Raw genomic sequence first — 26,119 nt, 5'->3', positions numbered from 1 at the left:
CATAAATATCCCGTTTAGAAATTCACATGACCTTATAAACAACAAAGGCTGCCCAAATGGGCAGCCTTTGTTGTTTATACTATTTTCTCGAAACTCTGATCCATCCATTCTTCGGGAATGTCGTCGAGCGCTTGTTTCAGCTTATCGGCCCAGATATCTGAAATCTGTTCCAGATCTTTCTTTTCATAACGATGTTCAACAATTTTGAAGCTGTCCTTTTTGTAAAGGACCACGTCAATGGGAAAATCAACATCATTATTACTAACGCGCGTCGAGTCAAACGAGAGGAAACCAGCTTTTAAGGCCTGCTTCATGGTGGATTCGCCGTTCAACACGCGGTTCAGGATGGCTTTTCCCTGACCGGAGTTTCCGATGATCACATAGGGTGAACCTTCGTCGAGTTCCACCCAGTTCCCTTCGGAATAAAGCAGGAACAGTTTGTGATCCGTATCGTCCTTCAATTGTCCACCAACGATGGTGTTCAGGTTAAATTTCAATCCTGCACGTTCCAGCGACGCCCTATCCTCTTCTGCAACACGCTTAATCTGCTCTCCGAACGCATTCACAGCTTTGTAAAGCTTATTATAAACAACGCCCTCGCTGATCAGCTCTTCGAAATAATGCACCGCCTTGTCCCGCACGGAACGCAGTCCGCTGGTCATGATAAAAAGCGAATAATTATCCTTTTGCGTTACATACATCTTCTTTTTTACAGTCGTATTGGTGCCAGCTGTAATGCGGGTGTCGGCCAATGCCACAAGCCCTTCTTTCACTTTTATCCCTAAACAATAAGTCATTATCTGCTAAAATTAAATCGCCCGAATCACCGTTCTGAAATGGTCATAAGCGGCTTCAACGAGATTAAATACGCTCAAAAGTACCAAAATGACCGATGGCACGGGCAAAAAACATACATTTAATGGTGATTTTTTTGAATTGGAACCACCGCAAAGCACTCCTGTAAACAAACAATCGAGATGAAGCTTCTTCAAATATTCTTTTTATGCACCGCGCTGCTTACCAGTTGCAGCAAAAAAGCGGATCCCGGTAATGCATACAATCCGGGCAGCACCGAACCTGGTGCAAAAATGCTTGCCTTAGGCGATTCCTATACAATCGGGCAGAGTGTTACGGAAGCCGAGCGTTGGCCGGTTTTATTGGTTAAAAGCTTGAAAGAGAATGGAATTCAGTTTCGTTCACCGGACATTGTTGCCACCACAGGCTGGACGACGCGGGACCTTATTTTTTCAGTTGATAATGCCAAACCCGCGACGGATTATGATCTGGTGTCGCTCATGATTGGCGTTAATAACCAGTTTCAGGGCAAAAGCATTGACGAGTACAGGACCGAATTTCGCATTTTGCTGACCAAAAGCATCGCGCTAGCCAGCGGCAAAGTGGATCACGTTTTTGTGCTGTCAATTCCGGATTGGGGCACAACGCCCTACGGAGAAAGTGACCGTGCGAACATTACCAAAGAAATTGACGCGTTCAATCTGGTTGCAAAAGAAGAGTGTGATAAGTTGAAAGTCATTTTCATTGATATAACCCCCATTTCAAGGCAAGCATTAAAGAACCCTACCCTGCTGGCGCGTGATAACCTTCACTATTCGGGCAAAATGCACCAGCTTTGGGTTGATAAGGTTGTGCCGCTGATCAAGTCTAGGATATAAATACACTTCAAACTAAAAACCTCCGCTTTATGAAGGCGAAGGTTTATGCACTATATTCCAAAATTCTATAACCTTAAATTACGCTTCTTGCAAGGCTTTCAACCGGATCACCAGGCCGTTCATCTGATCATTGCAGCGGAGCTGGCAGGCCAGGCGGCTGTTTGATTCGGCGTCCGGCAAAGTATCCAGCGTTTCCAGTTCATTGTCGTTCAGTTCGGGCAAACCTTCTCCTCCTTCCAGCACGGCAATGTGGCATGTTGCACATAGTCCCATTCCGCCGCACGTCGCCTGAATGTCGTATTCATACGCTTTAAGCATTTCCATCAGGTTTAGCCCCATATCCACAGGCACTTCCAGCTCCTGACGGTCTCCGTTGTTATCTTCTACTTGAATATTTATCATGGCTAAAAAGCGTTAACTCCGTTGACAGTTGTGTATTTAAAACTTAATTTCTGATCCGGATACACATATTTGAACGCGCTCTGCATCATAATGGCCGCCTCGTGGAAACCGCAGAGAATCAGTTTTAATTTGCCCGGATAAGTGTTAATGTCGCCTATGGCATATATACGCGGGACGTTGGTGGAGTAATCCAGTGTGTCGACTATAACAGCCGATTTTTCAACCCCCAGATTCCAGTCGGCAATCGGGCCGAGCTTGGGGCTTAATCCAAAAAGCGGGATAAAATGGTCGGTGGGAATGGTGGTTACGTTCTTATCATTGCCTGTAATCGAAATTTCTTTCAAAACACCATTTCCGCCCAGGCTGCTTACCTGGGATTGCAGGATTAGGTCGATCTTTCCTTTTTCGGCAAGCTCAAAAACCTTTTCGGCTGAATCCGGCGCGCCCCGGAATGTGTCTCCCCTGTGAACCAGTGTTACGCGTGAGGCAATGTCGGCAAGGAAAATGGTCCAGTCCAGTGCAGAGTCGCCGCCACCCGCCAGCACCACATTCTGGTTGCGGAACTGTTCAGGTTTTTTGACCATATAATGCACGCCTTTGCCTTCGAAATATTCCAGTTTTTCAACGGCTGGTTTTCTGGGCTCAAAGCTTCCGAGGCCAGCTGCAATCACCACAACTTTGCAATGCACTGCAGTTCCCTCATTCGTACGGACAATATAACTTTCATCTTCCTGCTTTTCGAGCGCTTCCACGCGCTCGCCCAATGTGAACCCGGGCTTGAACTCCTCGATCTGCAACATCAGGTTTTTAACAAGATCTTCGGCGATAATGCCCGGCGCACCAGGAATATCGTAAATAGGTTTTTGAGGGTAAATTTCGGCAAGCTGGCCTCCTACTACGGGAAGCGCATCAATTAAGTGGCAGCGCATTTTCAGCAAACCCGCTTCAAAAACTGCGAACAAACCGACGGGGCCGGCGCCTATTATGCAAATATCTGTGGTAATCATGAACGTGATGAGATTGAACTTTGGAATAATTTAATGTCCCAAAATTACCTCCTCACCGCATGTTATGCCAATCACATTTGCTTATCCACCATAACCAAAAGTTATTGGTCTGCGCGTTTTGTTATCAGAAACTGCAACATGTTAGGTTGAATTTCAATGCGGACTTCAGCGGGGTTTTCGAGCTTGATGCGCTCATCATCAATATGCATATCCTTACCTTCCCAGCGCAGCGTAATATTCTTTGCCCTGACAGTCGTGAAGTCAAACTCCTTATCCTCACCATTGATCAGCGCCAGAATGTATGTTTCCAACTTCTTCCTTTGCGTTTCCGGGATCATGACGATTTCCAGCTCTCCGTCTCCCGGATCTGCCCCAGGAGCCAGAACCAGATTGGGCCCGATAGACCTGATGTTCATGACTTCCACCATCAGGTATTTACCCGAGTATGAAACGCCATCTGCTTCCACCCTGCATTCCTTTGCATCGTAGTTCAGCACAACATCGTAGAGAACCGCCAGTGCCGCTTTCAGCTTTTCCTCCACCGTATCACCAATCTCATCCTCTATTTTCTCCATCACTTTCATCAGGCGCGGGAATACGCCGTAGCCAAAGCCTTCCAGGAAAAAACGGTCGTCCTTTAAGCCGTATACTTTACCAATGTCAAAGGGCTGCAAATGAACTTCGTGCCAGCGTTTTGCAATTTCTTTGGGTTTGCCGCTGATCTGCAAAGCCGTAGCAATGTTATTGGCCGTTCCATGCGGCAACAGGGCAAGCGGATATTGCTTGTCCAGCCGCTTCCGGGCCATAAGCGCTTTGGCAACGCGCCTTACAGTCCCGTCGCCGCCTGCAATGATAAGAAAATCTGTCTCTGTTTTGAACTGGTCCCAGCCTTCCTCTTTTACAGAGGAATATTCGCAATTAAAACCTTCCGCCTCAATCTGTTTCACTAGTTGCTTTTCGGAAAAATCATTATCCCCGGCTGTGGGGTTATGCAAAAGGTTTGCGTTTTTCATAGAAAGTATTTAGGATAACGTACCAGGCATAAAAAACATACCAGGCATAATTTTATTACCCTGAACCCTAAAAAAGATATCATTATGAAAATCCTGGTGACAAACGACGATGGAATATACAGTCCCGGACTCGCTGCCCTGGCAAAAATTGCGGCGCGGTTTGGAGAAGTTAAAGTGGTAGCCCCCGATGTAGAACAATCATCTATGGGCCACGCGATTACAGCTTCCCGGCCACTTTCTTACAAAAAATCCCCGATCGAATTTGACGGCATCGACGCCTGGCGCGTCAACGGAACGCCCGCAGACTGTGTGGCGCTGGGCCAGCACTTATGGGACAAGCCGGATGTGGTGCTTTCGGGCATCAACATGGGGCCAAACCTGGGAAACGCCATGTGGCATTCCGGAACGCTCGCCGCCGCCAAACAGGCCGTATTATTTGGCATGAAGGGAATTGCCCTCAGCACGCCAACCGATAAGGAGCCTGATTTCGACGCATTAGATCCTTTTGTTGAGAAAGCACTGGCCCTTTTATTTCAAAATGAACATTTGAACCTGGTGAATGTCAACTTCCCGCATGATCCGCAAGGTGTGCGCTGGACAAGGCAGTCGGTAAGGCTATACGACAACCAGATCGTGCCTGCGCTTGATCCTATGGGTCGGAAACATTACTGGTTTACGGTAATTCCAATGGAGCCGGCAGAGGAAGGAACGGACCGCTGGGCGATTGAAAACAATTTTGTTTCCATCACGCCGCTCCGCCTCGACCTCACCAACGAGGCCGACCTGGAAAAAGCACAAAAGGACTATCCTGTCAACTAGTTAAATGTTGAGATAAAGTTTCTGAAAAATACATTCTCCCGTCGCTACAAGCCAGCTTGTTAGTGGCGGGAGTCTTTTTTATTGGCCGCCGCGCAATGATTTTAAGGGGTAGAATGATTAAAAAACAGTCTTCTTTTCGAACAAACAGTTTTTACATCCTGAATCCGAAAAAATCGATTTACCTCTCACTATGGAAAAATCCAAAATTGGCAATTACCGTTGGGTCATTTGTGCATTGTTATTCTTCGCCACCACAATCAATTACATCGACAGACAAATCCTGGGCTTACTGAAACCCACGCTCGAAGTGGAGTTCAACTGGACCGAAACTGACTATGCGAATATTGTCATGGTATTTGCCGGATGTTATGCCCTGGGTTATATCATTTTTGGAAATTTCATCGACCGGATCGGTTCGAAATTAGGATATTCTATTTCCATCATCATTTGGAGCATTGCTGCCATTGCACACGCATTTGTCAAAAGCACATTCGGCTTTGGAGCGGTTAGGGCACTTTTAGGCCTTGGAGAAGCCGGTAACTTTCCGGCTGCTGTAAAAGCGACAGCCGAATGGTTTCCCAAGCGCGAACGCGCATTGGCAACCGGTATATTCAACTCCGGAACGAGCATCGGCGCCGTTGCAGCGCCCATAATGGTTCCCTGGTTACTCGGCGCTTACGGCTGGCAGGAAGCATTTCTGATTACAGGTGCGCTGGGTTTCGTGTGGCTGATATTCTGGTGGTTGTTCTATGAAATCCCTTCCAGACATAAGAAAATCAAAACGCCTGAATTTGAATACATTCACAGCGATAGCGAAGACATTGCTACACCGGATCAAAAACCGATCAAGTGGGCTAAGCTGGTCCAACTTCCCCAGACATGGGTTTTTATCAGCGGAAAATTGCTCACCGATCCCATCTGGTGGTTTTTCCTCTTCTGGCTTCCTTCCTACTTTGCTACCACGTTCGCACTGGATCTTAAAAAACCAAGCTTGCATCTGGCGGTCGTATATACGGCAACAACATTCGGCAGCATTGGCGGCGGTTATCTTTCGTCCTATCTGATCAAAAAAATGGGCTGGGCACCATTGCGGGCGCGGAAAACGACATTGCTGGTCGTTGCAATCGCTGTATTACCGATCATTCTGGCACAATTTGCGACTGATATCTGGGTGGCCGTGGGCATTATCAGCATTGCGGCAGCAGCGCACCAGGCTTGGAGCGCAAATATTTTTACGATTGTTTCCGACATTTTCCCAAAACGCGCGGTAAGTTCCGTCGTAGGAATCGGCGGCATGGCCGGGTCCATTGGCTCCACGCTGTTTCCATTGCTGGTGGGTTCTTTACTGGACTATTATAAGGCAGCGGGGAACATTGGTGCAGGGTACAATATTTTATTCATTATATGCGGCCTGGCCTATCTGGTAGCATGGCTCATTATTCATTTCCTTACCAAAAATATGAAACCGGTTGAAGAAGCGTTAAGAGATTGATTGTTTGGTTCTTCCAACCTGCTATATTTAATTTCACCATTACTGCAAAGAGGTTATTCATTGAAATGAAAAAGTCCCGATTCTATATTCTTTTCCTGACAATTTCGGTCACATTGTTTTATTGTAAGTCCAATAAGCAAACCGGCTCACAGCAGGTCGTTACCGAAAAAGTGGAAAAAGAAGTGCCTGCCAAGGCTGAGGTTTCAGCATTGTCACCATTTATTTCACCCGAAAAGACCATTGCAAAAATGCAGGTGGAAGATGGTTTTGAAGTAAAACTGATCGCCGCCGAGCCGCTTGTAAGTGCGCCCGTTGCCATGCAGTTCGACGATAAGGCGAGAATGTGGGTCGTGGAAATGACGGGTTATATGCCCGACACCATTGGTACAGGCGAAGATATTCCGAACGGGAACATTGTGATCCTGGACGACAAAAACAAAGACGGCGTGTATGACGACCGCACAGTAGTGATAGATTCCCTTGTTCTTCCACGCGCGATCTGTCTTATTGAGAATGGCATACTCGTGGCAGAACCAACCAGCCTCTGGTTTTATGAGATTAAAAATGATAAGGTCGGAAAAAGAACATTAGTCGATCCGAAATACACCGAGGGCGGTAATGTTGAGCACCAGCCTAACGGGCTTTTCCGGGCGCTGGACAACTGGATTTACAACGCCAAATCAGACAAGCGTTACCGCAAGCGCGGCAACAAATGGGAAATTGAACATACGCATTTCCGCGGCCAGTGGGGCATCAGCCAGGATAATTACGGACGCCTTTATTATAACAACAATTCGCAAAACCTGATCGGCGACTATTTTCCGGCAGGGCTTGGTGCTTCCAACAAAAACCAGAAGAATGTGGCAGGTTACAATGAAAAATGGGTGGCCAATAACCGCGTTTTCCCATTGCATCCTACACCCGGCGTGAACCGCGGCTACATGAAAAATGTCCTTGACGACAGCCTGCGCCTGACCAACTTTACTGCAGCAGCCGCGCCAGTAGTTTACCGCGGCGACCTGTTTGGCGACAGCTACGCATTTAATGCGTTCGTTCCCGAGCCTTCCGCAAACCTCATTAAAAGGAATGTGCTCAGCGAAAACGGCTATGTTGTTAAAGGAGAACAGGCATATAAAAACAAAGAATTTCTCGCCAGCACAGATGAGCGTTTCCGTCCGGTAAGCCTGTACAATGGACCGGATGGCGCCATGTATATTCTGGACATGTATCGCGGCATCATCCAGCACAAAACTTATCTGACGCCCTATCTGAAAGACCAGATTGGAAAGCGAAGCCTTACACAGCCACTTTCCAGCGGACGTATTTATAAAATTGTCCCGAAAAACGCAAAGGCCAAACCGGTATTGATTCCCTCGGGCGCCGATGACCTTGTAAAATTGCTGGGCCATGCCAATGGCTGGGTAAGAGACCGCGCACAACAGAAGCTGATCGATGGGAAGTATAATCAGACCGTTCCTGCTCTGCGTGCAGCGATTAAGGAGACAACAAATCCGCTGCTTGCTATTCATGCATTATGGACATTGGAAGGCCTTAACTCCCTGAAAACAGAGGAAGCTTTGGCATGGCTTAGACAGGCTGACTGGAAGTTCCGTATGCAAGGCCTTGCCGTTTCGCCAGTATTGATGACGCCCGGTTCCTATCAGCAATTTGCTTCGGCATTCAATACTATGGTGGATGCTAATGATACATTAGCAGCACCTTACATTGCGCTTGCAGCAAAAACCATCCAACCATTCGATACAACCGCTGCCCGCGGACTGCTTACCAAGCTGGCTGCGAAATATCCGAACAACCGTTACGTCAGCGACGCCATTATCAGCAACTTACAGGATCAGGAAGAAAGTTTCCAATCCGAAATTTCAGCTTCCCTATCCAATCCCGACTTTGTGTTGAACAAGCAATTGCAACGGGTTATCAGCACTGTGCAGAGCGCACGCGGCAACCGGAATCCCGACATGCTGAAAAAGGAATTTCCCAAAGGCGAAGCATTGTTCACATCCATTTGCCAGACCTGCCACGGCGCAGATGGCGCTGGGATCAAGTCGCTCGCTCCGCCATTGAACCAGTCGGAATGGGTTACGGGGAATAAAGACAAGCTCATTTCCATCATTCTTTATGGCTTAACCGGTCCTGTTAAAGTAAATGGCCGCGTGTACCAAACGCCCGAGGTAAGCGGCGATATGCCCGGCATTGGCTACGATAAGGATATGCCTAGCGAAGACATTGCCCAGCTACTGAGTTTTATCAGAAAATCATGGCGCAATGATGCGGACAAAATCACTGCTGAGGAAGTTGAAAAAACGCGCCAGAAGTTAACCGGGCGTGAAAAAGCATTTACGGAAAGTGAGCTGAACGGAATATAGGCGATTAAGACAGAAAGCACTAAGTTTGTTATTTTAAAATAAAACAAAAGAGCTCACCGCCGAAAGCTCAAATTCACGCATGTCATATTTCACAACACCTTCCCGCGTTATTATCACTTGTCACAAACGCCTTGCGCCCTATCTGGAACAAGAGGTTAAGGACCTTGGATTTGATATCGAGGAAGCATTTATTACCGGATTACGGATCAAAGCATCTATCAATGAATGCATTAAGCTAAACCTTAATCTCTATTGCGCAAGCCAGGTTTTGTATAGTCTGGGTTCATTCACAGCGCACCATCCTGATGACGTTTACCGGTTTCTGCTGCAAATGCCCTGGGAGGATATCATTGCCGACGAAGGGTATTTTTCCGTTACCAGCAATGTTCAGAACCCGACGATCAATAACAGCATGTTTGCAAACCTGCGTGTTAAGGATGCCATCGTAGACCGTTTCCGCGATAAAAAAGGAACGCGACCAACCACAGGTTCGGACCTGATAGGCACAGTGATCCACTTATTCTGGAAAAATGATTCTGCTGAAATTTTTATAGATACATCGGGCGATTCGCTCGCGCGGCATAGTTACCGGAAAATTCCGGGCAGGGCGCCCATGCTCGAAGCGTTGGCCTCTGCCACAATTCTGGCCAGCCGCTGGGACCGGAATTCGACATTCATTAATCCGATGTGCGGATCCGGAACATTGGCCATTGAGGCTGCTTTGATCGCTACCAACAGCCGCCCGGGCCTGTTCAGGGATAACTTCGCATTTATGCACGTGCTTGGCTACGACCAGGAAATATATTACGCTGAGCAGGACAAGCTGGAACAGCAGATAAGGGAAGTGCCCGGCTTACGGATTATTGCAACAGATTACAGCAATGTGGCCATCGCCAATGCAAAGAAAAATGCCATCGCAGCCGGCGTAGCCGAACTCATAGAATTTGAATGCTGCGACTTTGCCGATACAGAAGTGCCGAAAGAAAATAAAGGCGTATTTTTTATCAATCCCGAGTACGGCGACCGGCTGGGCGAAATCGCAGAGCTGGAAGAAACATATGCGCGGATTGGCGATTTTATGAAACAAAAGTGTGGCGGATATTTCGGATATGTATTTACCGGAAACCTGGACCTTGCGAAAAAAATCGGATTGAAAGCCAAGCGCAGAATTGAGTTCTATACCAGCACAATAGACTGTCGCTTACTGGAATACGAACTTTATGAAGGAACTCGAAGAGAATTTAACAAGGAGCCCGCACCGCTGGCATAATTTTTAAAATGTAATGTGCATAACCAAATAAAGATTGTCATGAAACAGTCACAAAATTCGGGATCGATGCAACAAACGCAGAGCAACCGCAAGCCTGACAATAAAGACAATATCGACAGCAGGCATAAGGAAGAGGAAATGGTTAAAGGAGACCACATTACAAATAATCACAAAGAGCAACATAGCAATTCAAAACAGCAAAAACAGCAGCAATAGCCGTTGTGCAAATGCAGTTTTGTGAAGGTAGGCCAGGATTCGTTCCTGGCCTTTTTTGCAATATATCATTTCAAATTTCACTAACAATATGATTGTTAATTATCAGGAAAATGGCTGGCAGATCATCTCACAGCGCGCGCACGGGCTGCTTTCCGGGCAAATCTGCTTTCACTGGAAACAGGACCTAAGGCCTGAACGATGGCTGGAAACGATCATTGCCACAACGGAGCATGACGACGCATTCAACGAATTTGTGAACGATAACATGCTCCTGAATGAGAATGGCGGGCCTGTGAACTTCAAGATGCGGAAATTTGATGAGGACAAATGTGAAGAGCTGCTGCAACTCGCGTTATCCAAAAGCAGATTCATCGCATTGCTCACATCGCAGCATTTGCAGTTTTTATACGAAAAAGAAACCGACAAAAAGATCACCGCATATTGTGCCAAACTCAAAAAGTGGGATCAAAAATGGCTTAAAGAGGCGCAGCTGGATGAGAAAGAGATCAAAACGGCTTATGCTATCCTCGAATGGTGCGATGCATTTTCCTTGTTGCTATGCCAAAACCTTGTCCCGCCCGAAGGCCGCAAAATAGAGATCAGCGCCGGGCCGGATCAGCAGAACTATGAGCTCTGGTCACCGGCCGAAAATGAACTCAGCGTTACTCCGTGGCCTTTTGATGTGGATAATTTTCAGATTAATTTTGAATCAAAAACAATGACACAGCTGCAATTCAGCAATGTGGAAGAGTTTCGGGAGAAACTGAAAGACGCGCCGCTCACATTCCATACTTACATGATTGCAAAACACTGATCACGCACTTTGTATTTTATTCAATTTTAAGCTCAACCATTCGTTCATTAGCTGATTATCGGTTAAACTTTGCCGGTAATGCAGCACATTGTTATGAGAACAATCCTTTTTTGCGCCATTCTGCTGGTTGCCACCATATCCTGCGACTGGATTGGCAACACACCCAGCTTCGGTGATGATTTTATCACTTACACCATTAAAGCCGGTGACCATGAGGTCGAGAAAAATGCTAATACGCCCTTCACAGCCAGCTCAATGCGTTTTCAGGTCGTTTTCGACAGTTCCTGCATTTATCAGACAGCCATTCCTGAAAACCAGTTTGACATCAATAAGCTCTATGGATTTTCCGATTGCAGCTCCCAACATCAAAACAACAGTGCAAGATTCGGCTGGAACTGGTTGGAGGGCAACATACACATCTATGCATATACCTACGCAAATGGCATCCGGGAAGTAAAAGACCTGGGCACTGCCGAACTGAACGAGACCAACAGCTTCAAAATAGCTTTGGAGGATAATGCTTACATATTTTCTTACCATGGGGTGGATACAAAAATGCCACGCCACTGTTCAGGCGGCGTGGGCATTGCTTATAAGCTCCTTCCCTATTTTGGCGGCGACGAAGTGGCGCCGCATGAGATGAAGATTAAAATACGGAATCTGTAAAAATAGCAACGCTCTCCGGCGGCAGCATAATCAGTCGGTCAGCCGGCGGCTCGGTAACATTCCCCAATCCATTCCAAACTTTGTCAGACGACGCAATCAGCTTTTTCCATCCGTCTGCCTGCTCTGGTAACCACATTTCGCGTACCGTTTTAGAGAAATTCAGGACAGCGACAATCTGCTGTTCCGAAGTCCAGCGAAGCAGGGTAATCGTTTCATTTACCGTGTTCGGCTCAACCTCCAATGCTTCGCGATCATTGCTCCTTAATGCTGGTTGTGATTTTCTCAGACGGATCAGCTCTTTGTAAAACTGCAACATTGTCTTATGCTGACCTTCTTCCGGCAGTGACCATTGAAGTTTGGAGTTATTGAAAGTTTCCTCAGACATCGGGTCCGGAGCTTCGCCATCCAGATGGAATGCTGCGAACTCCCGCTTCCTGCCTTTTCTGACAGCTTCCGCTAGTTCAGGATCAGTATGGCTCACAAAATACTGAAATGGATTGCTCTCGCTGTATTCTTCACCCATGAAAAGCATCGGCAGATAAGGGCTCACAAAAACAGCACCGGCCAGCAATTTCTGCATTTCAAACGAGACAAGCTGACTTGTACGCTCACCCAGCATCCGGTTTCCAACATGATCGTGATTCTGAGAAAAAACCACAAATTGCTCTCCGGAATTCCCATCCGCCTTCACACCGAACTTGCGCTTGCGGTGTTCAGAAAACCCTCCGTCATATACGTAGGCGTCCTTATAAGATTTAGCCAGGGATGTTATAGGCTCAAAATCAGAGTAGTAACCGCTTCGCTGCTGGCCTGAGGAAACGCGCAATGCATGGTGAAATTCATCTATCCACTGTCCGTCCATGCCGTAACCGCCTTTTGCAATTGGATTAATGTAACGTGTGTCGTTCAGGTCCATCTCCACGATCAGGTAATGACTTTTCCCAGTCTGCTGAGCCAGCTCATCAACGTGCGTCCTCATTTCCTGCAAGATATGCACAGGACTCATGTCCTTTATAGCATGAACCGCATCCATCCGCAGCGCATCAATGTGGAAGTCCCGGAACCACATCAGCACATTTTCGACAAAATATTCCCGGACGCCATCGCACCAGGGAGAGTCAAAATTGAGCGCGTCGCCCCAGGGTGTGTTGTATTTATCTGTAAAATAAGGGCCGTACTGCGGCAGCACATTGCCTTCAGGGCCGATGTGATTGTAAACGACATCCAAGATAACCGCGATTCCCTTCTCATGACAGGCATTTACAAGATGCTGTAATGCCTCCGGCCCGCCGTAAGAATCCTGGACACAATAAGGAAGAACCCCATCATAGCCCCAGTTACGCGCGCCCGCAAACTGCGAAACAGGCATAATTTCAATCGCATTAATACCGAGTTCAACCAGATAATCCAGCTTGCTTTCCATTGCTGCAAACGTGCCTTCCTCTGTAAAAGTCCCGGTATGGAGCTCATAGATAATGTAATCTTTCAGCGCCAGTTGCGGGAGGTCCTTATCGGTCCATTTGAAATTACGGACGTCGTAGGCAGCGGAAGGTCCGTGAACGCCCTGAGGCTGCCATAGGGATGCGGGATCCGGCTGTGGCTTATCTTTTACTACAAACTGGTAGAGATCACCCGGTTTCAGCGCATCGGTCCTCAGCAGCCAGTAACCCATTTCCTGCTTTTTTAGCGGAAGCTGCTCCTGTGTTTTTTCCAGCAGCAATGCAATTTCTTCTAATTCGGGAGCCCAAACGACCACCTGCGCCTCACCGAATTCGTTGAACCGTACACCCGGTATCAATTTTTCGTTATCTATCATATTTTCTGTTGTTCCAATGCATGTTTAAATACAATGATCGACCTGCTATCCACCGTCACCGACGTATCTGGTCCGAATAGTTCGCCTTCTTCGTTCACTGTGCCTTCACTCGTATCAATTACTTTTCGCCATTCCGTCCCGTATTTTTTTGGAGGCAGCGTGTATTCAACGGGTTCATAATGCGCATTGAAGATCATATAAAAGCTATCATCATAAATCGGTTCGCCCTTTTTATTCACGTGACGGATCCCCTTGCCATTCAGGAAAACGGCCAGTGATTTGGCGTAGTCGTGGTTCCAGTTTTCTTCCGGCATCTCGCTTCCATCAGGCAGGAACCATGCAATATCCTCCAATCCTTTTCCCTTGATCGGTAAGCCCCGGAACCAGTCCCTTCTTCTGAACGAACGGTGCGCCTTACTGAAAGCAATGAGCTTTTGCGAGAATGTTAATAATTCGGTATCCGCCTTGTCCCAGTTCAGCCAGGATATCTCATTGTCCTGGCAGTAAGCATTGTTATTTCCGCCCTGCGTCCTGCCCCACTCGTCCCCGGCAACCAGCATCGGAACACCTTGTGATAAAAACAGGGTTGTCAGGAAATTACGTTTTTGCTTGTTTCTCAATGCATTAACCTCCGGGTCATCCGATGGTCCTTCAACCCCGCAGTTCCATGAGCGGTTATGGTCGTCTCCATCGTTATTGTTTTCACCGTTGGCAAAATTACGTTTATCATTATACGATACGAGGTCATTCAATGTAAAGCCATCGTGTGCGGTGATGAAGTTAATGCTCGCCGTAGGCCTGCGGTATTCTCCTTTGTATAAATCCGAACTTCCTGTAAAGCGCTCTGCGAATTCGGCGAGCATACTGTCGGCACCACGCCAGTAATCGCGCATACAATCGCGGTATTGCCCGTTCCACTCGGCCCATCCGATCGGAAACTTCCCTACCTGATAGCCATTGAAACCAATATCCCACGGCTCGGCGATAAGTTTCACCTGCGAAATGATCGGATCCTGGTGAATAATATCGAAGAATGCGCTCAACCTGTCCACTTCATGCAACTCTCTGGCAAGCGTAGAAGCAAGGTCGAACCGGAATCCATCCACATGCATTTCGGTGATCCAGTAACGCAGGCTGTCCATGATCAGGCGAAGCACGCTCGGAAGCCGGGCATTCAGGGTGTTACCAGTTCCCGTGTAATCCATATAGTAACGGCCTTCCATAAGCCGGTAATAAGACATATTGTCAATGCCCCTGAATGATAAAGTCGGCCCCATATGGTTACCTTCTCCTGTATGGTTATAAACCACATCCAGGATCACTTCAATGCCCGCCTTATGCAATTCCTTCACCATATTTTTGAACTCAACCACCTGCTCGCCAAGCGTCCCGGCACTGCTGTAACGCACATCCGGTGCGAAGAAACCAATGGAATTATAACCCCAATAGTTGGTCAGTTCGCGCTCTTTCAAATGCCGGTCGGCAATAAAATGGTGAACCGGCATCAGCTCAACTGCGTTTACGCCGAGTTCTTTGAGATATTTAATGGTGGCCGGATGCCCCATAGCAGCATACGTTCCCCGTATTTCCTCAGGAATCTGTTCGTTCAACACCGTAAAACCTTTTACGTGCGTTTCGTAAATGATCGTATCATGATAAGGAATCTCGGGTGGCTGTACGCCCTCCCAGTCAAAACCCGAATCGATCACCACCGATTTAGGAATGTAAGGAGCGCTATCCAGCTCGCTGAAACTGAGATCTTCGTTTTCATCACCAATCACATAGCCGAAAAGCGCGTCATGCCATTGGATTGTCCCGGAAATGGACTTTGCATAAGGATCGATAAGAAGTTTATTGGGATTAAATCTGAACCCTGCTGTGGGGACGAAAGGCCCGTGGACACGGTAACCGTATAATTGACCAGGCTTTAAACCAGGCACATACACATGCCACACATGATGCGACGCTTCCTGAATTTCAATCTTGATATGCTCCCGTTCACTTTCCTGGCTTTCGAACAGGCAAAGCTCAACACCAGTGGCATTCTCGGAATATAATGCGAAATTAACTCCTTCACCGTCATACGTTGCGCCCAATGGATAGGGTTCTCCGGGGTATACTATGACGTTACTATGTTCTGATTTCTTGACAACGGTATTATTGGATACTTTTTTCATTTTTAAAATTTTTGTTACAAATTCTCCTTCTTGCTCATGCGGAAACAGCCGCCTGAACATATATTACACAGACCATTCTCGCCGGAATTTTTGTTTGAGAACACAATTTGCTATAAAATTATGCCAGTACGGCACCGATGGATTCGGGAAAATATTCCACAAGGGCGCTTATTTGACACATAACAACAAGGAGATGGACAAAAACATGCAGCCGGAAATGCTGGCATTTCTGCAAAAAGTAAGTGAAATGAATGAGGATACGGTTTACGACTCTTCCGAGGAATATCTGGTACAAGCCATTATCAAAATGGTCGACGAAAAGGGATATAGTTCGATTTCAGAAGATTTTAATACACCCTTCATTCATCCCATGATCACCATTCAAAAGTGGTCGGAAGAACTTAAAAAAATTGTGCGTGAAGGCTAGGTCATTACATTGCGCGAATTCAACAAAAAGTGCCTTTTGATGCAAATTTGGTATGATTTTTGTGTTAAATCTATAATATCGATTACCTTACATTGAATTTTTTGACTTGTTGCTATCACTCTATCTTAACTAATTGAATTACAGCGTATACACATGCAGGTTTAATTTAAGGATACTAGATCACTTCACAGCTGACATTAGCAAGGATTTGAATGGATAGTTTTTTACCCATATTATGATTCTGATTGTCGACGACAGGCCCGAAAATATACTTCCACTTAAAAAAATCCTGGAACTGCACGATTTCAAAACGGATAGTGCGGAGTCAGGAGAAGAGGCGTTAAAAAAAATACTGAAAAACAGCTATTCTGTGATCATTATGGACGTCCAGATGCCCGGCATGGACGGCTTTGAGGTTGCTGAGGCAATTTCGGGTTTCGGGAAAGCTAAGGATACACCCATCATTTTCCTTTCCGCTGTTAACAAAGAGAAGAAATTTATTACCAAAGGTTATTCCTCCGGTGGCATTGATTATCTTACCAAGCCTGTGGATGCGGACATTTTGCTGCTTAAAGTAAAGACTTTCTACAAACTTTATGAACAGCAGCAGGAGCTGAAAGCAATTCAGCACTCGCTTCAATATGAAATTGAAATAAGAAAAAAAGCCCAGGAAGAACTCGCCGGGAGAATGGAGGAGTTGCGGGTTATACTTGAATCGCTTCCCCAGATCGCATTCACCATTGGTGTGGATGGAAAAATAGAATTTGTAAATGAACATTGGTTTCAGGTCTCGGCGGATGCAAACGTATTTCCAGAATCGCATCCCGAAGACAACCTGTATGAGCGCTGGGAAACATCATTCAGGAACGGACAGGAATTTACCGGCGAAGCAAGGTTAAGACATTTAGAAACGCAGGAATACAAATATTTTCTGATCAAAATCATCCCCATTCTTCAAAACGGGATAACCATACGCTGGGTAGGCACATTTACAGACATTCACCAGCAAAAAATGGCGAATGAGCTGCTTGAACACAAAGTAGAAGTCCGGACGAAGGAGCTGCTTGACAAAAACTCGGAACTCGAAACGACCAATCACGAGCTGCAACAATTTGCCTGGGTTGTTTCACACGACTTGAAAGAGCCATTACGTAAAATACAGACTTTCAGCCATTTGGTAAAAGACAAGTATCTGAATGAAAATGCGGAGGCCGTTTCTTATCTCAACCGGTCTATCAGCTCGTCGGCCAGAATGTCCCGCCTGATCAGTGACCTGCTCGATTATTCCAGGCTTTCGGTTAAAGCCCACTTCCAGCCTACCGACCTCAATTCCTTACTGGACGATTTGCTTTCCGACTTCGACGAGATCATCCTGAACAAGCAAGCAGAGATTAGGATCAGCAAGCTGCCCATCATCGATACCATACCGAGCCAGATTCGACAGGTTTTCCAAAACCTGATCAGTAATGCACTCAAATTTTCCAAAGAAGGAATTCCGCCGGTCATAAACGTGACATCCACGATCATTGCCGACAAGCACGTGGACGCAGCTGAGCACTATGAAGGGCAATATTGTAAAATCGTGATTGAAGACAACGGCATCGGCTTCGACGAGAAATTTCTGGACAGGATATTCGTCATTTTCCAGCGGCTCAACAATATGAACAGCTATGAAGGGACGGGAATCGGGCTGGCGATTGCCAAAAAAATTATGGACAAGCACAATGGCGTCATCTCAGCAAGAAGTGCGGAGAACCGCGGCGCTCAATTTATTCTCATACTGCCCCTCGTCCAGGAGCAGGCACCAAACGAAATCAAAACTGAAAAATCAGCTATAAGCGCAGATGAAAAAAACCTCTAACTCGATAATTCAGCAATTACAAATTGTATTCTCCTTTTCCATTCTGCTGCTTATATTCAGCCTTTTGGCCTCCTATTACAGCACTCAGAAGCTTATCAATAATTCAGAACTGGTTAACCACACCAACCAGGTCCTCATAGAAGCCGAATCCATTATCTCATTCGTTAAGGATGCGGAAACGGGCCAGCGAGGATATCTGATCACCTCAGACGCAACATTCCTGGATCCATATAATGATGCGTATGCGAAAACAACCAACAGCTACAACAATCTTAGCGAGCTAACCGCCGACAACCCGGCGCAGCAAAAAAACCTGCGGGAAATAAAAGCATTGTATGAAGCCAAATTCGGGCAAATGCAATACATTATTGACCAGACACGCCGGAATAGCAACTTTGCAGATGATCAGAACGGCAGGCTGCGCGAAATGGTCAAAGGAAAAAAGATCATGGACGACCTGCGGCTGACAACAGAGCGCATTAAATCCGAAGAAAATAAAATTCTCCAGACCCGACTGGAACAGCAGCAGATCTACATTCAGTACACGCCTATCCTGCTCGTTGTGGCCGCATTGATCTCGATCCTGATCACGGTGTTTGCATACATGCGCATCAAGAACGATATGGACAAGAGACTTGCTCTGCAGCTTTTGGAAGAAGAAAAATACAGAACCACAGAACGCAGGATCAACCGGATCGAACAGATTACAAGGCAGGTTTCGGAAGGCGATTATGCTGTAAGATCTCAGGATGAAAGTGATGATGACATTGGCCGCATCTCAGCAGCGCTGAATAAAATGACCGCTTCCCTCGAACAGACATTCAATGATCTCAACACCAGGAACTGGATGCAAACCGGAATGGTGGAGATCAGCGATGCGATCCGCGGTGAGCGAATTTTGAAAAAACTGGCGGCGAACCTCATCGAAACCATTACGCGTTATTCCAAAGCACACCTCGGAACTATCTATATCCAGGATAACGACTGGAACTTCAAATTAGCAAGCAGTTATGCTACGGAGAATGCGCCGGAAACCATCACTCCCGGAGCAGGGCTCGCCGGGCAGGTGATCCATAGTAAAAAACCAATCGTGGTATATGATGTACCCGAAAATTACCTGAAAGTAACGTCAACGCTCGGCGAAACCAAGCCAGCTGCTCTGGCGATCCTGCCGCTTATTTACGCCTATGAATGCATCGGGGTGATAGAATTGGCCTTTCTTTCGAAACCGGACAAGCTTGAAATCCAGTTTTTGGAAGGCAGTCTGGAATCCATCGCTACGGGCGTCAACTCGGCATTGGATTACCTGAGATTGCAGAACTTCCTGGAAGAGACACAGGCCCAGTCTGAGGAATTGCAGACGCAGCATAATGAGCTGGAAAATCTGAATGCCGAGCTCGAAGCACAGTCGCAGAAATTGCAGGCATCCGAAGAAGAGCTGCGCGTGCAGCAGGAAGAACTCCAACAAACCAACGAAGAACTGGAAGAACGCAGCGGACTGCTGGAAGAAAAGAACGCGGAGATACAAAAGAAGGCCGAGGAACTGGAATTGACGACGCGTTATAAGTCCGAATTCCTGGCCAATATGTCCCACGAGCTGCGCACACCGCTAAACTCTATTTTACTACTGAGCCGGTTATTGTCCGAAAATGACGAGAAAAACCTGAGCACTGAACAAGTGGAATACGCAACCGTGATCCAATCTTCCGGAAACGGATTGCTCGGGCTGATCGACGAGATCCTGGACCTTTCCAAAATTGAGGCTGGCAAAATGGAGCTGGACTATGTTAATGTTACGGTAAAGGAAATTGTGGACGATCTGAAAGGTTTGTTCGCCCCGGTTGCGCGGGAAAAAGGACTTGATTTTGTGGTTGACATTGAAAACGGTGTTCCCCTGGTGATTGAAACGGATAAAATGCGTTTGGAACAAATACTTAAAAATTTGATTTCCAATGCATTGAAATTCACTTCACAGGGTTCCGTCCGCATTGATATCAAGCGCAAATCCGGCTCGGAGAATATGCTCAGCTTTGCGGTAACAGATACGGGCATAGGCGTGGCGCCGGAGAAGCAACTGCACATTTTCGAAGCATTCCAGCAAGCCGACGGTTCTACAAAAAGAAAGTACGGCGGAACCGGACTGGGGCTGTCCATCAGTCGTGAGCTTGTTAAACTGCTGGGTGGTGAGATTGAACTGTCAAGCAAATTAAATGAGGGCAGCGTTTTCACCCTCTCCATTCCTGTTGCAAAAGCTTTTGCCGGAAACAACAGCGAGCCAAAAACATATTTCCTGAACCACAGCGAAGAAGCGTTAAAGACCAAGCCGGAAGGAAACGATGCACGTTTCATCAGCACGGTAATCCCGGCCAGCATTGCCGACGACCGCGACAATATTCAGGCCGCCGACAAAACGATTCTGATCGTGGAAGATGATACCATGTTCGCCAAGTCGCTGCTCGATTACACCCGGAAGCAAGGCTATAAAGGAATCGTGGCCGTTCGTGGAGATGAGGGGCTGGAACTGGCACAAACCTTCAAACCGATGGGCATTTTGCTCGACATTCAGCTTCCTATCCTGAGCGGCTGGGAGGTCATGGACGAATTGAAATCCAAGCCGGAAACCAGGCACATCCCGGTGCACATTATGTCATCGCACCGCATGAAAAATGAAAGCCTGCTGAAAGGCGCTGTCGACTTCATTGATAAGCCGGTTGCCTTCGAGAAGATGGAAGAGATCTTTAAAAAGATTGAGTTTGTAGTCAGTAAGCAGAGCAAGAAAGTGCTTATCGTGGAAGATAATTCCATGCATGCCAAAGCGCTTGCCTATTATTTGTCCTCTTTCAACATTAATTCCCAATTGAAAAGCGACATTGACGAAGGGTTGCAGGCTTTGCAAAACAATGAGGTCGACTGCGTGATCCTGGATATGGGCATACCCGACAAGAAAGCTTACGAAATGCTGGAAATGGCGAAAATGAATCCAAGCTTCGAACATATCCCGATTATAGTTTTTACGGGAAAAAGCCTTTCGATGACCGAAGAGCTGCGTATCAAGCAATATGCGGATTCCATCGTGGTGAAGACTGCCCACTCCTACCAGCGTATGCTGGACGAAGTTTCGCTTTTCCTGCATGTGGTTGAAGAGAGTAAAAAAGCTCCGCAAAAAGCTTCGGACAGGCAGAAACTGGGCGGCCTCAGTGAAATCCTGCAAGGTAAAACGGTGCTTATTGCCGACGACGATGTGCGGAATATCTTCTCGCTTTCCAAATCTTTGGAAAACTATAAAATGAATGTGTTAACCGCACTTGACGGAAAAGAAGCATTGCAGCGGCTGGAAGAAAATCCGGACGTGGACGTGGTGCTGCTGGACATGATGATGCCGCAGATGGATGGTTATGAAACCGCCAGACGTATCCGGGAGAATTACCAGTGGCGCAACCTGCCGGTAATTGCCGTAACAGCCAAAGCAATGACAGGTGACCGCGAAAAATGCATTAATGCCGGCGCGTCCGACTACATTACCAAGCCTGTGGACATTGACCAGCTGATGTCACTGCTGCGCGTGTGGCTGTATGAAAAATCCTGAACCTGGAAAATGGCGTAAGATCCGGATCCAAAGAAAATGACCTTCCATATGAATAAGAAAAAAGTGCTGATTATCGATGATGATTCCAGGAACATATTCGCCCTGAAAGCCACGTTGAAATCCAAATCCTACGATTGCATTTCCTGCACGGGCGCTGCCGAGGCATTAGAATTGCTTAGGACAAATGAACCTGTCGATGCGATCCTGATTGATATGATGATGCCCGAAATGGATGGTTATGAAGCTATCCCATTGATTAAGAACATAGAAAGCAGAAGAAATACGCCTGTGTACGCAGTGACCGCGCAAGCCATGGTAGGCGACCGCGAGAAATGCCTCAAAGCTGGTGCGGACGATTATATCTCCAAACCGATCAACGTCGACAGATTATTGCAGGTTTTAAAAGACATTTAGACGAAATGATTGAGGACGAGGAAGTTGAGATACTGCTGACAGACTTATTGGACATCTATGGCTACGACTTTACGAGCTATTCCAGGGCGTCCCTGAAAAGACGCATTGTGCGGCTTGTCTCAATTGACAAATTCCCAAGTTTCGCGGAGTTTCGATACAAGGTCAGGACGGATGAAAACTACCTGAAAAGGTTTGTTGAAGAAATTACGGTGAATGTGACCGAGATGTTTCGCGACCCCACTTTCTACAAGTCGTTACGTGAAGATATTTTGCCGGTTCTGGGCACGAAACCCTTCATAAGAGTATGGCATGCAGGCTGTTCTACTGGTGAGGAAGTATTTTCAATGGCTATTTTGCTGAAAGAAGCCGGACTGTTACGGAAATCGCTGCTATATGCGACCGATCTTAATCCCAGCGTGCTGGAAAAAGTGCGGAAAGGGATTTTCCCAATGCACCAGATGAAGCAATATTCGGAAAGTTACATTGAATCGGGCGGCCTGAAAGACTTTTCGGAATATTACACAGCCAATTACGGACAGGCGAAATTTGACAAAGAGCTGTCTGAAAAAATCATTATTTCCACGCATAACCTGGTCTCCGACAGCTCTTTTAATGAGTTTGACCTGATATTATGCCGGAATGTGCTCATTTACTTTGACAAAGACCTGCAAGACAGGGTTTTGAAGCTCTTCGATGCCAGCCTGGGAACACTGGGTTATCTCGCATTGGGAACAAAGGAAACATTAAAATTTTCGGTGATACAAAACAAGTATAAGCAGCTTAACCGGGAAAAAATATGGAAGAAAGTGATGTAAAAAAACCTGTTAAGGCGCTGCTGATCGGAGGATCTGCCGGAAGCTTGCAGGTGCTCTTCCATCTGCTTCCGTTGTTGAACAAAACCCTTCCGTTCGCCATCATTGTGGTGCTCCACCGCCGCCATTCGGCAGACTCATCACTTTCTGAGTTGCTATCTACAAAAACTGCATTGCCTACCCAAGAAGTAGACGACAAAGACGTGATCCTGCCAGGGCATATATACCTCGCGCCGGCGGATTACCATCTGCTGATCGAAAAGGGTGAGACTTTTTCACTGGACTATTCAGAAAAGGTCAATTTCAGTCGGCCCAGCATAGACGTTACATTTGAATCTGCGGCGGAAGTATATGGTTCTTCACTGGCTGCATTGTTACTGTCGGGTGCTAATGAGGATGGGACAAAAGGTCTCTTAGCTGTGAAGAAAACAGGGGGAATTACCCTCGTTCAAAACCCGGAAACAGCTCAGATGCCCTACATGCCGAACTATGCCTTGATGCACGCCGTAATTGACCACGTGTGCGACATTCCACAAATGGCACATTTCATTAACACCTTGCACTGAGCTGCGCCGGGTTGTCCGGAAAATTGGCACGGGTTTTATAGGCGATCGTTGATCTGTACCACAAAACCTACCATCAGTCTTTCTTTCTGAGCTGATTTCTCGCGTAATTTGTGTTAATCCAAAACTTCAACACCATGGCAAAGCCAAATAAACTATATAGCGTCCTTTTCAATAAATGTCCTAGATGCGGTGTGGGCGATTTTTTTATTTCAAAAAGCGCCTATAACCTTAAAACCTTTGACAAGATGAATAAGCACTGTCCGCATTGTGGCGAAAACCTGGTTCCCGAGCCCGGCTTTTACCAGGGCGCGCTGTACATGAGCTACTCTTTTTATGTAGCCTTTATGGTGATCTATTTCCTGATCTTCGTCAACTTTTTCGAGGAATATCTGGACTACTTTTTAATGTCGATAATTCCTGTATTGATCATCCTGACACCCTATTTTTACCGGTTGGCGCGTCGTTCCTGGCTGGCTTTATTCATCAAGCCGGCGAATCAGGAAACCGTTAAGCGCTAAGGTTTAACGGAGTGGTTGGCAGACTCAGCCCGGAATGCTTCCGGTGTCATACCGGTTTCTTTTTTAAAAAAGCGGGAAAAATAAGAGTTGTCATTAAAATTAAGCTTGTAGGCAATCTCGGACACTGTAAAATCCAGATTGATCAATAATCGCTTCGCTTCCAGCGCAATGCGGTTCCGGATGACCGCTCCTGCTTGCAGGCTTAAATGTTCCTTGCTCAGCGCATTCAGGTGATTGGGCGTAACATGCAGCATTTCAGCATATTCACCCGGCTGCCTGATTTTGATGAAGTTTTTCTCAACGAGTTTCTGAAAGTTTTTGATCAAAGGATTCTGCTGGTTTTTGACCTCTTGCTTTTTCTCTTGCGCCTGGCCCTGTTCGAGCAAAAGGAAAATGTGCAGCAGTAAAACCCTGATGATATCTTCCCGGAATTTGGCCTTCTTTACCTGCAACAACAGGTCGTCAAATAGTCCCACAACATTCTTCTGAATATCATACGGAACGGTGATGACGCTATTGTTGCTGTCCCCGTCAAAAAACGAAAAAGATTCCAGATAATCAGGTTTTAGCAGGAAAGAACGGAAAAAAGCCTCGGAAAAATTCACGACAAATCCTTCCATTTCGCCCTCAAAATGCCAGGAATGCACCTGACCGGGAGTCATGAAATAGATCTGTAACGGGTTTACTTCAAAGTGGTTGAAATCAATGGTATGAAAGCCCCCGCCCTTCGTAAAGAGGACCAGATGGTAAAAGCCATGCCGGTGCGGGAACACCAGGTTCTGGTGCTCTGCCAGGTAATCCTCAAACCGGCTGATCATTACATCATTCTCCTTATACTCAGATAGCGGGCCAATGTCAAGCCGCGGGAAAGTTGTCTGCATGCAAAAATAGATCGGACATTATCTTCCCGGCAATTTAACAATATAGTCTCTCACTGCCGACCAATCTTAACAACTTTCCTGTCCTGGTAAACGGATGACATATTATCGATCATATCGGCGCAGGTAAGATCCCAGGAGATTGTGCTCAAAAACTTGTCAACATTTCCTAACCAGTCCTTTTTATCCTGCATAGCAATCCAATACGCAATCGCTTCCACGAAATCCTTGCTGTTGTTACCAATAGACACCAGGTTTTTGGTCCCATATGGATTTACGACATCGCGGATGGGTGTGGATACAACCGGCTTTCCGGCGCACAGATATTCAGGCGTTTTTGTCGGGCTGATGAACTGCGTGGATTCGTTCAGCATGAATGGCACCAATGCAACATCCCATCCGGAAAGATAAGCCGGTAACTGCTCATAAGATCTCGCTCCCAGATAATGAATGTTAGCCTGACGCGGCAATGTAGCCGGGTCAATTTTCACTACGGGACCGATGAGGATAATGTTCCAGTCGGGCCGTTCTGCGGCGATGTCGCGAATAAGATCAATGTCAAAACGCTCGTCGATCACACCATAGAAACCAATCTTTTTTCCTTTGATTTTCGCCTGATCGGCTGGCTCATAGTTTCGTTTTCTTGCCTGTCCGAAATGCTTTTTATCAATGCTGCTCGGGAACGGATAAATATTTGCGTGCTGATCGCGTTTGGATTCGAACAGAGAATGTCCTCCCGTAAAAACAACATCTGCCCGCGTCATCAATTCCTTTTCCAGGCTTTTCAAGGATTCAGGTGCAAACTTGAATGCCGAAAGCTCGTCCATGCAATCGTATACGGTAAGCCCCGGAGACAGATGCGATGAAAATTCAAGCGCCATGGGCGTGTAATACCAGAAGATGAATTCGTCAAGCTTTTTATTGATGAAAAATACCCGGATCAGTTCCCGCAGCTGTGCGTTCACCTCGTCCTTGGTGAGACCGTCGGCCAGGTGCGGCACGCAGACCCAGAGTTCCGGAAGGCGCTGGGAAAAAGTAAGATATGGAACATCGGTCTTGCCGAATATCGGCTCCTCCAAAAAGTAAACCGCAGCAATGTCTGAAAACCGCGTGAGCAAATGCTGTGGACGTTGGTAAACAAAATCCCATCTGAGATGAGAAAAGCAAAGCAGGTTCCTGGGGAGCGAATCCTGCTCCTCATCTCCCGCCAGGGTCAGGTGCTGCAACTGTTTTGCGGAAAAATCGTTGCTGATTGGGGTATCGATCATTATACAAATGTGAATGTTGATGAATGTGCGATCCGCTTTC

At 46.7% G+C, this 26,119-nt stretch carries 23 protein-coding genes; 15 read left to right on the top strand and 8 right to left on the bottom strand.

Annotated elements, in window-relative coordinates; genetic code table 11:
- Window positions 1–74 precede the first annotated feature (74 nt).
- Window positions 75–797 carry a peptidase gene (locus tag L0660_RS18750; RefSeq protein WP_026632901.1) on the bottom strand — a complete coding sequence of 241 codons (723 nt, stop codon included), beginning with the start codon at window positions 795–797 and terminating at the stop codon, window positions 75–77.
- 180 nt (window positions 798–977) lie between these two features.
- Here L0660_RS18750 and L0660_RS18745 point away from each other — a divergent pair, with 180 nt between their 5' ends.
- Window positions 978–1,673: an SGNH/GDSL hydrolase family protein gene (locus tag L0660_RS18745; RefSeq protein ID WP_235160765.1), complete on the top strand. Its 696-nt coding sequence runs from the start codon at window positions 978–980 to the stop codon at window positions 1,671–1,673.
- A gap of 78 nt (window positions 1,674–1,751) precedes the next feature.
- On the opposite strand, the gene L0660_RS18740 is transcribed toward L0660_RS18745, so the two are convergent.
- The 3 genes from L0660_RS18740 to L0660_RS18730 all read right to left on the bottom strand — a co-directional run bounded on the left by L0660_RS18740 (window position 1,752) and on the right by L0660_RS18730 (window position 4,095).
- Window positions 1,752–2,075, bottom strand: coding sequence for a 2Fe-2S iron-sulfur cluster-binding protein (locus L0660_RS18740; RefSeq protein ID WP_026632900.1), 324 nt, complete (start codon window positions 2,073–2,075; stop codon window positions 1,752–1,754).
- Window positions 2,076–2,077: 2 nt separating this feature from the next.
- Window positions 2,078–3,082, bottom strand: coding sequence for an NAD(P)/FAD-dependent oxidoreductase (locus tag L0660_RS18735; RefSeq protein ID WP_233798084.1), 1,005 nt, complete (start codon window positions 3,080–3,082; stop codon window positions 2,078–2,080).
- 101 nt (window positions 3,083–3,183) lie between these two features.
- Window positions 3,184–4,095: a diacylglycerol kinase family protein gene (locus L0660_RS18730; RefSeq protein ID WP_235160759.1), complete on the bottom strand. Its 912-nt coding sequence runs from the start codon at window positions 4,093–4,095 to the stop codon at window positions 3,184–3,186.
- 84 nt (window positions 4,096–4,179) lie between these two features.
- On the opposite strand from L0660_RS18730, the gene surE reads away from it, so the two are divergent.
- The 7 genes from surE to L0660_RS18695 all read left to right on the top strand — a co-directional run bounded on the left by surE (window position 4,180) and on the right by L0660_RS18695 (window position 11,756).
- Window positions 4,180–4,914, top strand: a complete 735-nt coding sequence (gene surE / locus L0660_RS18725; RefSeq protein ID WP_233798082.1) for a 5'/3'-nucleotidase SurE — start codon at window positions 4,180–4,182, stop codon at window positions 4,912–4,914.
- A 190-nt stretch (window positions 4,915–5,104) separates the two neighbouring features.
- A complete protein-coding gene (locus L0660_RS18720; RefSeq protein WP_233798081.1) occupies window positions 5,105–6,406 on the top strand; it encodes an MFS transporter in 1,302 nt (433 codons plus the stop codon).
- A 65-nt stretch (window positions 6,407–6,471) separates the two neighbouring features.
- Entirely contained in the window at window positions 6,472–8,790 is a 2,319-nt protein-coding gene (locus L0660_RS18715; RefSeq protein WP_235160758.1) for a c-type cytochrome, read from the top strand.
- A gap of 79 nt (window positions 8,791–8,869) precedes the next feature.
- On the top strand, window positions 8,870–10,060 hold the full coding sequence (locus tag L0660_RS18710; protein ID WP_235160753.1) for a class I SAM-dependent RNA methyltransferase: 1,191 nt from the start codon (window positions 8,870–8,872) through the stop codon (window positions 10,058–10,060).
- Window positions 10,061–10,099: 39 nt separating this feature from the next.
- Window positions 10,100–10,276, top strand: a complete 177-nt coding sequence (locus L0660_RS18705) for a hypothetical protein (protein ID WP_235160749.1) — start codon at window positions 10,100–10,102, stop codon at window positions 10,274–10,276.
- 88 nt (window positions 10,277–10,364) lie between these two features.
- Window positions 10,365–11,090 (top strand): DUF3891 family protein, encoded by a 726-nt coding sequence (locus tag L0660_RS18700; protein ID WP_235160748.1) that lies wholly within the window; start codon window positions 10,365–10,367, stop codon window positions 11,088–11,090.
- A gap of 78 nt (window positions 11,091–11,168) precedes the next feature.
- Window positions 11,169–11,756 carry a hypothetical protein gene (locus L0660_RS18695; protein ID WP_235160747.1) on the top strand — a complete coding sequence of 196 codons (588 nt, stop codon included), beginning with the start codon at window positions 11,169–11,171 and terminating at the stop codon, window positions 11,754–11,756.
- On the opposite strand, the gene treZ is transcribed toward L0660_RS18695, so the two are convergent.
- Both treZ and glgX read right to left on the bottom strand, forming a co-directional pair.
- The gene (gene treZ / locus L0660_RS18690; protein WP_235160745.1) at window positions 11,737–13,572 is read right to left on the bottom strand and encodes a malto-oligosyltrehalose trehalohydrolase; all 1,836 of its coding nucleotides are present in this window, start codon (window positions 13,570–13,572) and stop codon (window positions 11,737–11,739) included. The two genes, L0660_RS18695 and treZ, sit on opposite strands and share 20 nt — an antisense overlap.
- Window positions 13,569–15,749, bottom strand: a complete 2,181-nt coding sequence (gene glgX, locus L0660_RS18685) for a glycogen debranching protein GlgX (protein WP_235160743.1) — start codon at window positions 15,747–15,749, stop codon at window positions 13,569–13,571. Before glgX ends, treZ begins: the two co-directional genes overlap by 4 nt.
- A 193-nt stretch (window positions 15,750–15,942) precedes the next feature.
- On the opposite strand from glgX, the gene L0660_RS18680 reads away from it, so the two are divergent.
- From L0660_RS18680 to L0660_RS18650, 7 genes are all read left to right on the top strand, one after another.
- Window positions 15,943–16,176: a hypothetical protein gene (locus tag L0660_RS18680; RefSeq protein ID WP_235160742.1), complete on the top strand. Its 234-nt coding sequence runs from the start codon at window positions 15,943–15,945 to the stop codon at window positions 16,174–16,176.
- A 235-nt stretch (window positions 16,177–16,411) separates the two neighbouring features.
- A complete protein-coding gene (locus L0660_RS18675; RefSeq protein ID WP_235160740.1) occupies window positions 16,412–18,037 on the top strand; it encodes a response regulator in 1,626 nt (541 codons plus the stop codon).
- Window positions 18,021–21,623 (top strand): response regulator, encoded by a 3,603-nt coding sequence (locus tag L0660_RS18670; protein ID WP_235160739.1) that lies wholly within the window; start codon window positions 18,021–18,023, stop codon window positions 21,621–21,623. The genes L0660_RS18675 and L0660_RS18670 overlap by 17 nt, the downstream gene beginning before the upstream one ends.
- A 48-nt stretch (window positions 21,624–21,671) precedes the next feature.
- Window positions 21,672–22,037 carry a response regulator gene (locus L0660_RS18665; RefSeq protein ID WP_233798071.1) on the top strand — a complete coding sequence of 122 codons (366 nt, stop codon included), beginning with the start codon at window positions 21,672–21,674 and terminating at the stop codon, window positions 22,035–22,037.
- A gap of 5 nt (window positions 22,038–22,042) precedes the next feature.
- A complete protein-coding gene (locus tag L0660_RS18660) occupies window positions 22,043–22,852 on the top strand; it encodes a protein-glutamate O-methyltransferase CheR (RefSeq protein ID WP_235160738.1) in 810 nt (269 codons plus the stop codon).
- Entirely contained in the window at window positions 22,834–23,415 is a 582-nt protein-coding gene (locus tag L0660_RS18655) for a chemotaxis protein CheB (RefSeq protein ID WP_235160737.1), read from the top strand. The genes L0660_RS18660 and L0660_RS18655 overlap by 19 nt, the downstream gene beginning before the upstream one ends.
- Before the next feature lie 245 nt (window positions 23,416–23,660).
- Window positions 23,661–23,933, top strand: coding sequence for a DUF983 domain-containing protein (locus L0660_RS18650; RefSeq protein WP_229204307.1), 273 nt, complete (start codon window positions 23,661–23,663; stop codon window positions 23,931–23,933).
- Here the strand turns inward: L0660_RS18650 and L0660_RS18645 are convergent.
- Both L0660_RS18645 and L0660_RS18640 read right to left on the bottom strand, forming a co-directional pair.
- Window positions 23,930–24,814 carry an AraC family transcriptional regulator gene (locus tag L0660_RS18645; RefSeq protein ID WP_235160736.1) on the bottom strand — a complete coding sequence of 295 codons (885 nt, stop codon included), beginning with the start codon at window positions 24,812–24,814 and terminating at the stop codon, window positions 23,930–23,932. The genes L0660_RS18650 and L0660_RS18645 overlap by 4 nt on opposite strands.
- Before the next feature lie 50 nt (window positions 24,815–24,864).
- Window positions 24,865–26,079: a glycosyltransferase family 1 protein gene (locus tag L0660_RS18640; protein WP_235160734.1), complete on the bottom strand. Its 1,215-nt coding sequence runs from the start codon at window positions 26,077–26,079 to the stop codon at window positions 24,865–24,867.
- Between the last annotated feature and the right edge of the window lie 40 nt (window positions 26,080–26,119).

This window comes from Dyadobacter sp. CY351 (genome assembly GCF_021502625.1).
Taxonomy (GTDB): domain Bacteria; phylum Bacteroidota; class Bacteroidia; order Cytophagales; family Spirosomataceae; genus Dyadobacter; species Dyadobacter chenhuakuii.
This window is presented reverse-complemented; position numbering and strand designations above follow the sequence as displayed.

Excerpts from the sequence above, each read along its gene's own strand:
- L0660_RS18750 (WP_026632901.1), bottom strand. The coding sequence starts at position 797 with ATGACTTATTGTTTAGGGATAAAAGTGAAAGAAGGGCTTGTGGCATTG.
- L0660_RS18745 (WP_235160765.1), top strand. The coding sequence starts at position 978 with ATGAAGCTTCTTCAAATATTCTTTTTATGCACCGCGCTGCTTACCAGT.
- L0660_RS18740 (WP_026632900.1), bottom strand. The coding sequence starts at position 2,075 with ATGATAAATATTCAAGTAGAAGATAACAACGGAGACCGTCAGGAGCTG.
- L0660_RS18735 (WP_233798084.1), bottom strand. The coding sequence starts at position 3,082 with ATGATTACCACAGATATTTGCATAATAGGCGCCGGCCCCGTCGGTTTG.
- L0660_RS18730 (WP_235160759.1), bottom strand. The coding sequence starts at position 4,095 with ATGAAAAACGCAAACCTTTTGCATAACCCCACAGCCGGGGATAATGAT.
- surE (WP_233798082.1), top strand. The coding sequence starts at position 4,180 with ATGAAAATCCTGGTGACAAACGACGATGGAATATACAGTCCCGGACTC.
- L0660_RS18720 (WP_233798081.1), top strand. The coding sequence starts at position 5,105 with ATGGAAAAATCCAAAATTGGCAATTACCGTTGGGTCATTTGTGCATTG.
- L0660_RS18715 (WP_235160758.1), top strand. The coding sequence starts at position 6,472 with ATGAAAAAGTCCCGATTCTATATTCTTTTCCTGACAATTTCGGTCACA.
- L0660_RS18710 (WP_235160753.1), top strand. The coding sequence starts at position 8,870 with ATGTCATATTTCACAACACCTTCCCGCGTTATTATCACTTGTCACAAA.
- L0660_RS18705 (WP_235160749.1), top strand. The coding sequence starts at position 10,100 with ATGAAACAGTCACAAAATTCGGGATCGATGCAACAAACGCAGAGCAAC.
- L0660_RS18700 (WP_235160748.1), top strand. The coding sequence starts at position 10,365 with ATGATTGTTAATTATCAGGAAAATGGCTGGCAGATCATCTCACAGCGC.
- L0660_RS18695 (WP_235160747.1), top strand. The coding sequence starts at position 11,169 with ATGCAGCACATTGTTATGAGAACAATCCTTTTTTGCGCCATTCTGCTG.
- treZ (WP_235160745.1), bottom strand. The coding sequence starts at position 13,572 with ATGATAGATAACGAAAAATTGATACCGGGTGTACGGTTCAACGAATTC.
- glgX (WP_235160743.1), bottom strand. The coding sequence starts at position 15,749 with ATGAAAAAAGTATCCAATAATACCGTTGTCAAGAAATCAGAACATAGT.
- L0660_RS18680 (WP_235160742.1), top strand. The coding sequence starts at position 15,943 with ATGGACAAAAACATGCAGCCGGAAATGCTGGCATTTCTGCAAAAAGTA.
- L0660_RS18675 (WP_235160740.1), top strand. The coding sequence starts at position 16,412 with ATGATTCTGATTGTCGACGACAGGCCCGAAAATATACTTCCACTTAAA.
- L0660_RS18670 (WP_235160739.1), top strand. The coding sequence starts at position 18,021 with ATGAAAAAAACCTCTAACTCGATAATTCAGCAATTACAAATTGTATTC.
- L0660_RS18665 (WP_233798071.1), top strand. The coding sequence starts at position 21,672 with ATGAATAAGAAAAAAGTGCTGATTATCGATGATGATTCCAGGAACATA.
- L0660_RS18660 (WP_235160738.1), top strand. The coding sequence starts at position 22,043 with ATGATTGAGGACGAGGAAGTTGAGATACTGCTGACAGACTTATTGGAC.
- L0660_RS18655 (WP_235160737.1), top strand. The coding sequence starts at position 22,834 with ATGGAAGAAAGTGATGTAAAAAAACCTGTTAAGGCGCTGCTGATCGGA.
- L0660_RS18650 (WP_229204307.1), top strand. The coding sequence starts at position 23,661 with ATGAATAAGCACTGTCCGCATTGTGGCGAAAACCTGGTTCCCGAGCCC.
- L0660_RS18645 (WP_235160736.1), bottom strand. The coding sequence starts at position 24,814 with ATGCAGACAACTTTCCCGCGGCTTGACATTGGCCCGCTATCTGAGTAT.
- L0660_RS18640 (WP_235160734.1), bottom strand. The coding sequence starts at position 26,079 with ATGATCGATACCCCAATCAGCAACGATTTTTCCGCAAAACAGTTGCAG.